Origin of the sequence: Pseudomonas sp. QS1027 (assembly GCF_002814235.1) — a bacterium.
In the GTDB taxonomy this organism is placed as follows: Bacteria; Pseudomonadota; Gammaproteobacteria; order Pseudomonadales; family Pseudomonadaceae; genus Aquipseudomonas.
Map to the genome: position 1 here is coordinate 278,898 of NZ_PHSU01000008.1, position 9,142 is coordinate 288,039.

The 9,142-nt window shown below is 59.3% G+C and carries 8 protein-coding genes and 1 pseudogene; 6 read left to right on the plus strand and 3 right to left on the minus strand.

Annotation, left to right across the window (positions count from 1 at the left end; translation table 11 throughout):
- Nucleotides 1-238 precede the first annotated feature (238 nt).
- A complete protein-coding gene (nosP, locus tag CWE01_RS09715) occupies nucleotides 239-1,402 on the plus strand; it encodes a nitric oxide-sensing protein NosP (RefSeq protein WP_100940305.1) in 1,164 nt (387 codons plus the stop codon).
- Nucleotides 1,332-3,974 (plus strand): hybrid sensor histidine kinase/response regulator NahK/ErcS', encoded by a 2,643-nt coding sequence (gene nahK / locus CWE01_RS09720; protein WP_100940306.1) that lies wholly within the window; start codon nucleotides 1,332-1,334, stop codon nucleotides 3,972-3,974. The genes nosP and nahK overlap by 71 nt, the downstream gene beginning before the upstream one ends.
- A gap of 5 nt (nucleotides 3,975-3,979) precedes the next feature.
- On the opposite strand, the gene CWE01_RS09725 is transcribed toward nahK, so the two are convergent.
- A complete protein-coding gene (locus CWE01_RS09725; RefSeq protein WP_100940307.1) occupies nucleotides 3,980-4,645 on the minus strand; it encodes a response regulator transcription factor in 666 nt (221 codons plus the stop codon).
- Between the two features lie 350 nt (nucleotides 4,646-4,995).
- On the opposite strand from CWE01_RS09725, the gene CWE01_RS09730 reads away from it, so the two are divergent.
- Entirely contained in the window at nucleotides 4,996-6,516 is a 1,521-nt protein-coding gene (locus tag CWE01_RS09730) for an aldehyde dehydrogenase family protein (RefSeq protein WP_100940308.1), read from the plus strand.
- Between the two features lie 148 nt (nucleotides 6,517-6,664).
- Here CWE01_RS09730 and CWE01_RS09735 read toward each other — a convergent pair whose 3' ends face one another.
- Nucleotides 6,665-6,874: a hypothetical protein gene (locus tag CWE01_RS09735; RefSeq protein ID WP_100940309.1), complete on the minus strand. Its 210-nt coding sequence runs from the start codon at nucleotides 6,872-6,874 to the stop codon at nucleotides 6,665-6,667.
- A 118-nt stretch (nucleotides 6,875-6,992) separates the two neighbouring features.
- On the opposite strand from CWE01_RS09735, the gene CWE01_RS09740 reads away from it, so the two are divergent.
- From CWE01_RS09740 to lepB, 3 genes are all read left to right on the plus strand, one after another.
- The gene (locus CWE01_RS09740) at nucleotides 6,993-7,358 is read left to right on the plus strand and encodes a hypothetical protein (protein ID WP_100940310.1); all 366 of its coding nucleotides are present in this window, start codon (nucleotides 6,993-6,995) and stop codon (nucleotides 7,356-7,358) included.
- A gap of 19 nt (nucleotides 7,359-7,377) precedes the next feature.
- On the plus strand, nucleotides 7,378-7,806 hold the full coding sequence (locus CWE01_RS09745) for an N-acetyltransferase (RefSeq protein ID WP_100940311.1): 429 nt from the start codon (nucleotides 7,378-7,380) through the stop codon (nucleotides 7,804-7,806).
- 276 nt (nucleotides 7,807-8,082) lie between these two features.
- A complete protein-coding gene (gene lepB / locus CWE01_RS09750) occupies nucleotides 8,083-8,751 on the plus strand; it encodes a signal peptidase I (protein ID WP_100940312.1) in 669 nt (222 codons plus the stop codon).
- 54 nt (nucleotides 8,752-8,805) lie between these two features.
- Here the strand turns inward: lepB and CWE01_RS09755 are convergent.
- Nucleotides 8,806-9,142, minus strand: a pseudogene (locus CWE01_RS09755) (putrescine ABC transporter permease PotI); the annotation flags it as partial.

Below are 9,142 nucleotides of genomic sequence, written 5' to 3' on the forward strand. Positions count from 1 at the left end.
CGTTATTGTGATTATTGGCCCTGACGGCCGGCGGTGCACTTATCAAGATGGCCTCATCCTAGGAGCGAGGGCGTGACGGTTAAATGGTCCTTTAGTCCGCACCATGGGGGTCTTTGGTCGTAGTGGCTCACGGTTTCATCCTGCCGCAGGGGGGGACCCCCTACCCAAGTAGGATATGGGCCCCGTCCCAGTCTTCGTAGACTGAAGAATCGGACAGCGCACTTGGCGGGAGGCGACTATGCAACACACCCAAACCGACGGCGTCGTCAGCGCGATGTCGATGGCAACCGGGGCGCAAGAGGTGGCACAGGAACTGGCGCGGCAGCTATTGCACCCGCATTTGGGGTTTGTGCTGTTCTTTTGTTCGGTCGAATACGATTTGCGGGCCTTGGGCGGCGCATTGCAGCAGAGCTTTGGCGGCATTCACGTGGTGGGCTGTACCAGCGCGGGGGAAATTACCCCCGAGGGCTATGGCCGGGGCGGCGTGACCGCCGTGGGGTTTGATCATCGGCATTTCTCCATTGCCGCGGAGCTGATCGACGAACTGGAGCGTTTCAGCCTGATCGACGCCCAGCAAATGGTCGAGAGACTGGTCGGCGGCTGTCGCAGCAACACCCTGGCGCCGATCAAGGGCAACAGTTTCGCCCTGACCCTGCTCGACGGCCTGTCCAGCCGCGAGGAAATGGTCCTGGCCGCGCTGAGCGCAGCCCTGGGCGATATCCCTCACTTCGGCGGTTCTGCCGGAGACGATAACTACCTGACCCATACCCATGTGTACTTCGGCGGCGAATTCCACAGCGGTGCGGCCGTGGTGCTGTTGGTCAATACCTGGCTGGACTTCGAAGTGTTCACGACGCACCACATTTTGCCGCGTGGGGAAAAGCTGGTGGTCACGCGCGCCGACAGTGGCACGCGCCGGGTTTACGAGCTCAATGCCGAGCCTGCGGCCGAGGAATATGCGCAGCTCATCGGGGTGCCCGTGGCGGAGCTCAATCACCAGATTTTTGCCGCTCACCCGCTGGCTGTTCGTATCAACGATCAGTACTACGTCAGGGCCATTCAACAGGTCAATCATGACCTGAGCTTGAGCTTTTACTGTGCGGTGGAGAACGGCATCGTACTCACGGCCATGACGCCTGGCCCCTTGCTGCCGAACCTGCAGACGCTGTTCGACGGCTTGCAGGAGCGTTTGGGGTCGTTGCTGCTGACCATCGGCTGCGACTGTTTTCTACGGCGCCTGGAGCTGGAAGACGACGGCAGTGTCCAGCAGATCGGCGCCTTCCTGCGCGAGCAGCGGGTGATAGGTTTCAACACCTACGGAGAGCAGTTCAATGGCATGCACATCAACCAGACCTTCACCGGTGTCGCCATCGGACGCAGCCGTGCAGTCATCTCCCGCTGAGCTGCTTGGGCAGATCGAACAACTGCAGCGGGATAACCAGAAGCTGCGGCGGATCAATACGGCGCTGATTGAACGGGTCGAGTCCGGCACCGCGCGTGGCAATGATTCCTATGCGGCCTTTCAGCACTCGGTGGTACTGGCCGAGCAGGTCAGGGAGCGTACCGATGCGTTGAACCAGGCCATGGCCGAACTCAAGGCCAGCAATAATCTTCTCAGTGATGCGCGCCTGCGGGCGGAAACGGCCCATCAACATCTGGTCGATGCCATTGAAAGTATTTCCGATGCGTTCGTGCTGTTCGATGAGGACCAGCGCATCGTGCTGTTCAACAGCCGCTTCAAGGCGTTTTGGGCCAACAGCCGGGTACGGATCATCGGCGGCATGCGCTTGACGGAGGTCAAGCGCCTGATGACCAGTACCGGGCTGTTTATTGAAGAGCCACGTCAGAGCGCCGACGAGCACCTGCTGTATCGCCTGAATGATGGCCGCTGGTTGCAGGTCAGCGAGCGGCCGACGCGCGAGGGTGGCCGGGTGATCCTGTTTACCGACATCACCGAAGTCAAACTCAGCGAAACCATGCGCCGCGAGCAAGCCGTTGCGCAGAAGTCGCACCTGCTGCAACGGGCCGTCGACAACCTGTCCCAGGGGGTCGCGATGGTCAACGCCGAGGGGATCCTGGAGCTGTGGAATCGTCGTTTTCTGGAGCTGAGCGGGCTGGCCCCGGTTGCCCCCCACAGGCTTTTTTCCGAGGTGATCGCCGACAGTGAACTGGGTCTGTTGACGCCGGCCAGCCGCGACGCCAACGGCCGGGTGATCCATGAGCGGGAGCAACGGCTGGACGATGGGCGGGTGCTGGAAATTCGTACCCATCCATTACCCACCGGCGGTTTCGTCAACACCTTCACGGACATCACCGAACGCTACCAGCACGCTGAAACCCTCAGCGAGAGCGAGCGCTGGATTCGCCTGATCACCGACCATGTACCGGCGCTCATTGCTTACCTGAACGCCGATCTGGTCTATGAGTTCACCAACAAGGTCTATGAACAGTGGTACTGCTGGCCGCGTGGCGTGATGCTCGGACAGAGCCTGCGCGAGGTCCACAGCGAAGAGCATTACCAGCGCCTGGAAACCTATGTCGAGCGGGCCCTGGCGGGGGAAAGCGTGACCTTCGAATGCCCCGAAATCAACATCAACAATCAGGAGCGCTACATGCTGCGCTCCTATGTGCCCAATCGGTTGGCCAATGGTGAAGTGGTCGGCATTTTTGTGTTGATCCGCGATATCACCGAACGCCGCCGTACCGCCGAAGCGCTGCACCAGGCTTATCAGAACCTTGAACAGCGCGTCCGCGAACGCACGACCGAACTGACCACCCTGAACAGCCAGCTACTGCGCGAGATCGACGAGCGCAGTCGGGTCGAGTCGCGCCTGCGTGAAGCCAAGCTCGAAGCCGAGCAGGCCAACCTGTCGAAAACCAAGTTTCTGGCTGCCGTCAGCCATGATCTGCTTCAGCCGCTCAACGCTGCCCGCCTGTTTACCAGTGCCTTGTTGGAGCGCCGCGAGCCGGAGGCCAACGCAACGCTGGTGCGTAATGTCAGTAATTCGCTGGAAGACGTGGAGAATCTGCTCGGGACGCTGGTCGACATCTCCAAGCTGGATGCCGGGGTGATCAAGGCCGATATCGCGCCGTTTGCCCTGAGCGAACTGCTGGAAAACCTGGCGGTCGAGTTCGCGCAAGCGGCCAGCAGCGAGGGCTTGCGCCTGGCGTTCGTGCCCTGCTCGGCGCTTGTGCGTAGTGATATCCAGTTGCTGGCGCGGATTCTGCGCAACCTGCTGAGCAACGCCATCCGATACACCACCCAGGGTCGCGTGGTACTGGGTTGTCGCCGCCATCGCCATCACCTGTCCATCGAGGTCTGGGACACCGGTATCGGGATAGCCGAGAACAAGCTGGAGGAGATTTTCCAGGAGTTCAAACGTGGCGACGTGCAACGGCCCCATCAGGATCGCGGGTTGGGCCTCGGGTTGGCCATTGTCGAAAAGATCGCCGGAATACTCGGGCACAAGATCAGCGTCCGCTCGACCCCCGGCAAGGGCTCGATGTTCGCTGTCGAGGTGCCGATAACCCTCTGCGCGCCCAAGCCACAGATCCAGTTATCCATGACTGAGCCCATGCTCGAGCGGTTGCGTGGGGCACGGATCTGGGTACTGGACAATGACGCAACGATTTGCGCGGGGATGCGCACGCTGCTGGAAAGCTGGGGCTGTCAGGTTGTCACCGCGCTGTCCGAGCAGGACCTGGCGCGGCAGGTGGAGCACTCTCAGTGCGACGCCGACCTGTTGATTGCCGATTATCACCTGGACCATGACCAGAACGGTGTCGATGTGGTGGCCACGATCAACGCCCGACGTGGCCTACCTTTGCCGGCGCTGATGATCACGGCCAACTACAGCAACGAACTGAAGCTGCAAATGCGTGAGTTGGGCCACACCTTGATGCACAAACCGGTGCGGCCGATGAAACTCAAAACTGCGATCAGCCATCTGCTGGGCAACCCGTCGGCAGGTTGATCAAATCAGCGTCGCAGGTAGGCGCTGAAATCGATATCGCCGGCGCTGAGAATTGCCTGGACCCGGTTATGCACCTTGAGTTTGCGCAGGATGGCCGAGACATGAGCCTTGACGGTGGTTTCGGCGATTTCCAGGGTGTAGGCGATCTGCTTGTTCGACTCGCCCTTGGTCATCCGCTCCAGGACCAGCAATTGCTTGCGGGTCAGGGACTGCAGTAACTCAGGTGCAAAGCCGGGTGCGCTGTTCATGCTGCGCCGCGTGTCGGTCTTTTGTGCGTGGATGATGTCCGAAGGCAGATAGACATTGCCGTTGAGGATCTGCTCGATGGCTTCAGTCATCTGCACCCGTGGCGAAGACTTGGTAATAAAGCCCACCGCACCATACATAATGGCTTGCAGCACAATCTGCTTGTCCTGCTCGGCGGACACAATCACCACCGGGATCGTGGGCGCCTCGTTGCGCAGCGTGATCAGGCCATTGAGGCCGTACATGCCCGGCATATTCAGATCGAGCAGAATCAGGTCGAGGTCGTCATGGCGCAGGGTCAGTGCCAGCGCGCTCTCCAGGTCGGCGGTTTCCAGCACTTCGCTGCCTGGAAAACCGTCGCTGATCACATTGGCGATGGCTTCACGAAACAGCGGGTGATCATCGGCAATTAGAATTTTGTACATGGCCTTTCACCTATTTATTGTTGATGGCGGTGTGGCGGCGGGGCATATCGGTTGTTCAGGGAAAGGGGTCAGGGCATGAGGTGCGGGGGCTGCGGCATAAGGGCGATTCCGTTCTTGTAGTGGCGGCATTACATGCCACTGCCCAGGCTTTGTGAATGCGACGATAGTCAGGTAAACCCCTACTAAAGTACGAGGTGTTGCGCGTTTGCGGTTTTTCCGGGGGGCCAAATTACGACTAAATGACAAGGTGACCCCTGCCAAGGGCGCATTCGTTTGGTGGCGCGGGCTCTCTAACCTCTGTTCATCGCGTGTGCGACCCACAGACAACGACCCGCAAAGAGGCCTCCACCATGATTTACGCGCAACCCGGCACCCCAGGCGCTGTTGTTTCTTTCAAGCCACGCTACGGCAATTACATCGGCGGTGAGTTTATCGCGCCGGTCAATGGTGAATACTTCACCAATACCTCGCCGATCAACGGTGAAGTGATTGCCGAGTTCCCTCGTTCCACCGCCGCGGATATCGAACTCGCGCTGGACGCCGCCCATGGCGCTGCCGATGCCTGGGGCAAGACCTCGGCACAGGATCGCTCGCGGGTCCTGTTGAACATCGCCGACCGCATTGAACAGCATCTTGAAGTGCTGGCCGTCGCCGAAACCTGGGACAACGGCAAGGCCGTGCGCGAAACCCTGAATGCCGATGTTCCGCTGGCGGCCGACCATTTCCGTTATTTCGCCGGTTGCATTCGTGCCCAGGAAGGCGGCGCCGCCGAAATCAACGAACTGACCACGGCTTACCATTTTCATGAGCCGCTGGGTGTGGTGGGGCAAATCATTCCGTGGAACTTCCCGCTGCTGATGGCGGCCTGGAAACTGGCGCCTGCGTTGGCGGCGGGCAACTGCGTCGTGCTGAAACCGGCCGAACAAACGCCGCTGTCGATCATGATCTTCGCCGAGCTGATCAACGACCTGCTGCCTCCGGGTGTCTTGAATATCGTCCATGGCTTTGGCCGCGAAGCCGGTGAGGCCCTGGCCACCAGCAAGCGTATCGCCAAGATCGCGTTCACCGGCTCCACTCCGGTGGGCTCGCACATCATGAAATGTGCGGCCGAGAACATCATTCCGAGCACGGTGGAGCTGGGTGGCAAGTCGCCGAATATTTTCTTCGAAGACATCATGCAGGCCGAACCACAGTTTATCGAGAAGGCCGCTGAAGGCCTGGTGCTGGCGTTTTTCAACCAGGGTGAAGTCTGCACCTGCCCATCGCGGGCGTTGATCCAGGAATCGATCTACGACGCGTTCATGGCCGTGGTGTTGAAGAAGATCGCCAAGATCAAACGTGGCGATCCCCTGGACACCGAGACCATGGTCGGTGCCCAGGCGTCGGAGCAGCAATACGACAAGATTCTTTCGTACCTGAAGATTGCTCAGGAGGAGGGGGCGGTGCTGTTGACCGGCGGCGCGGCGGAGCACCTGGAAGGCGATCTGTCCACCGGCTACTACATCCAGCCGACGCTGCTCAAAGGCAACAACAAAATGCGCGTGTTCCAGGAGGAGATCTTCGGCCCGGTCGTGGGCGTGACCACCTTCAAGGACGAAGCGGAAGCCCTGGCGATTGCCAACGACAGCGAATTTGGCCTGGGCGCCGGTCTCTGGACCCGTGACATCAACCGTGCCTACCGCATGGGGCGGGCGATCAAGGCCGGTCGTGTCTGGACCAACTGCTATCACCTGTACCCGGCGCATGCCGCGTTCGGTGGCTACAAGAAGTCCGGTGTCGGCCGTGAAAACCACAAAATGATGCTCGACCACTACCAGCAGACCAAAAACCTGCTGGTCAGCTACGACATCAATCCGCTGGGCTTCTTTTGAGGCGGTGAGCCTTTCACCGGCAAACGTTTGAAACGGCAGGAACCAGGCATTGCCTCGTTCCTGCCGTTGGTTTTCTCCATTCTTGAGCTGGGGCTGCAATCGAAGGGGCTGGCAGTGGACGCAGCCGATGTTGCGCATCCCTGGCTTCTCAATGGAGCGTCACCACCCGGCGGCTCTCGCCGATCCGGATCCTGTCCAGCGCCCGGTTCAACGCGTCCAGGGCATCGAGGAGGGCTTTTGCCTCGGTCTCCCGGCCATCCCCCCAAAGGCGTTCAGCCATTTTGTTCAGGGCCAGGATGGATCTTTCGATATCAGCCGCCGTTGTGGTTGCGGTAGCCGCCGGCTTTTTCTTGGGCATTTTGAGTTTCAACCGTTAGGGAGCCGATTTATTTATCATGGCAGGCTTTCTCTTGAAAACGTGTTTTATCCTGGGAGAAGGCTGGAATGGAACCTCTCGACCAAAGGACGCGACATTGATGCAAACCCCTTTTTCTCATATCAGCGAACGTTTGAACGATCGCCGATTCACGGTTGCAGGCAACACCCACGGGCTATCCGGTGCAGGAACGGTATTTCATTACCAGGTCGAGGAAAATGCCATTTCGGGCACTTACCAGGGCGGCCGAATCCGCATGGGTCATCAAGTCGGGCGCGTGACAGGCCCGGAGACCATTGAGCTTCTTTATCATTGCATAACGACGGAGGGCGAGATGCTCGCCGGCTGGTCCCGCGGCACGGTGGGTGTTGATCACGCAGGACGTACCACGCTGGCCTTCGTGTGGGGTTGGTTGTCGGGCGCGACGGGCGGTGGGGAGTCGAGCTACGTCGAGCTTGTCGGGTAAAGGGATCAGGGAGAACACCGTGAGCTTACGAATCGAGATAAAAGAGGCGCCTCAAGAGGCCGATTACCAAGCAATTCTGGCGCCGTTGATCGAATACAACCAGGCACGAACCGGGCGGGTGGAAGCCGAAAAACTGGCGATCTTGATCAAGGATGAGACTGGCAATACGGAAGGTGGTTTATACGCCAAGGTTTCCGGGCAGTGGCTATTCATTGAGTTGCTTGTGGTGCCTGAAATCGCCCGAGGGCAAGGAATAGGGTCGAAGTTGATGAACATGGCGCAAGCGCTGGCTCGGGAGAAAGGTTGCCAAGGCATTTGGCTGGACACCTTCTCCTTCCAGGCGCCGGACTTTTACCTCCGGCTTGGCTTCAGCATCTTCGGCGAGCTCAAGGATTACCCGGTCGCCGGACACAACCGGTTTTTTATGCAAAAGCGTTTTGATGTTTAAGAGGCAAGAGACCGGGTAATGGGCTCAGATAGTCTCCACACCGACTCAGGTCTGTGCTGGGATCGGCGCATTTGGCGCACTGATATTCAATTTTTCCTCGACCTGTAGGAGGGGGGGCGGCCCGGCTTTTAGCACGCTCCGATACCAGCATCGCCAGGATCTCCGAGGTTAAGGTAAGCTGTTTGCGCCGAAGTAAACGCTGGCAAAAATTGCCCATGGCTTGCGTGGCGGATGCTGGGAGCTTTCTCTACGCCCCTTTCTGTATTGCGAGGATGTATGCGACGTTGGTTGAGCCGGTACCGTTACGCCATTATTTTTTGGCTGTGCTTTGGCGTTTTCCGCACATCCCTGGCCGATTGGAATCCCATCCCGTCCGGGTCCATGCGCCCGACCCTGGTTGAGGGGGATGTGGTGCTGGTGAATCGGGTGGCTTACGACCTCAAGCTGCCCCTCACTGATATCTCCCTGGCCAAGGTTGATAATCCTCGCAGGGGAGATGTCGTGACCTTCACATCACCCAAGGATGGCATCCGCTTGATCAAGCGGATCGTGGGTATTCCCGGCGACACTCTGGAAATGAAGGATGAGGTGCTGTGGGTCAACGGTACCCCAGCAACCTACCGTGATGCGCAGGATATCATCGAGCCTGTCGCCTCCGGCAAATCTGTCCCGGGTATCAAGCTGACCGAACTCGCGAACAACAGTCGGCGGACCGTTCAGTTTATGCCGATGGTCCGTGCCTTACGAAACTTTGGTCCTGTTGTGGTACCGGCCGACAGTTATTTCATGTTGGGGGACAACCGCGACGACAGCGCAGACTCGCGGTATATCGGGTTTGTGCCACGTCGGCTTCTGATCGGTAGGGCGCACCATATCCTGGCGTCAGCGGAGATCCTGGATCATTGGATGCCGCGATTTCAGAGATTTGGCGCGCCGATATTGTGATACCTGGGGCAATTCAATCCTTCAATTACCCCAAGGGCACATGAACACCGGGCATCAGGCCGTCGCTTCTTCCATGTGCTTGGCCGATGGCTGCCAGGATTCACTGGCGGTCTGGTCCATGGCTTCCTGGATCGCGCGTTTGCGAGTGGTTTCAGCCCTGCGGCTGAAGTACCAGACCAGGAAGGTCACGATCGACACCGCCAACAGAATCAGGCTGGCCACCGCGTTGATCTCCGGCTTCACCCCCAGGCGTACCGCCGAGAACACTTCCATCGGCAACGTCGTCGAACCCGGCCCCGACACGAAGCTGGCCAGTACCAGGTCATCCAGGGACAACGCGAAGGACATCATGCCCCCCGCCGCCAGCGACGGCGCGATCATCGGGATGGTG

Coding starts and splice junctions, on each gene's coding strand:
- nosP (WP_100940305.1), top strand. CDS start 239: ATGCAACACACCCAAACCGACGGCGTCGTCAGCGCGATGTCGATGGCA.
- nahK (WP_100940306.1), top strand. CDS start 1,332: ATGGCATGCACATCAACCAGACCTTCACCGGTGTCGCCATCGGACGCA.
- CWE01_RS09725 (WP_100940307.1), bottom strand. CDS start 4,645: ATGTACAAAATTCTAATTGCCGATGATCACCCGCTGTTTCGTGAAGCC.
- CWE01_RS09730 (WP_100940308.1), top strand. CDS start 4,996: ATGATTTACGCGCAACCCGGCACCCCAGGCGCTGTTGTTTCTTTCAAG.
- CWE01_RS09735 (WP_100940309.1), bottom strand. CDS start 6,874: ATGCCCAAGAAAAAGCCGGCGGCTACCGCAACCACAACGGCGGCTGAT.
- CWE01_RS09740 (WP_100940310.1), top strand. CDS start 6,993: ATGCAAACCCCTTTTTCTCATATCAGCGAACGTTTGAACGATCGCCGA.
- lepB (WP_100940312.1), top strand. CDS start 8,083: ATGCGACGTTGGTTGAGCCGGTACCGTTACGCCATTATTTTTTGGCTG.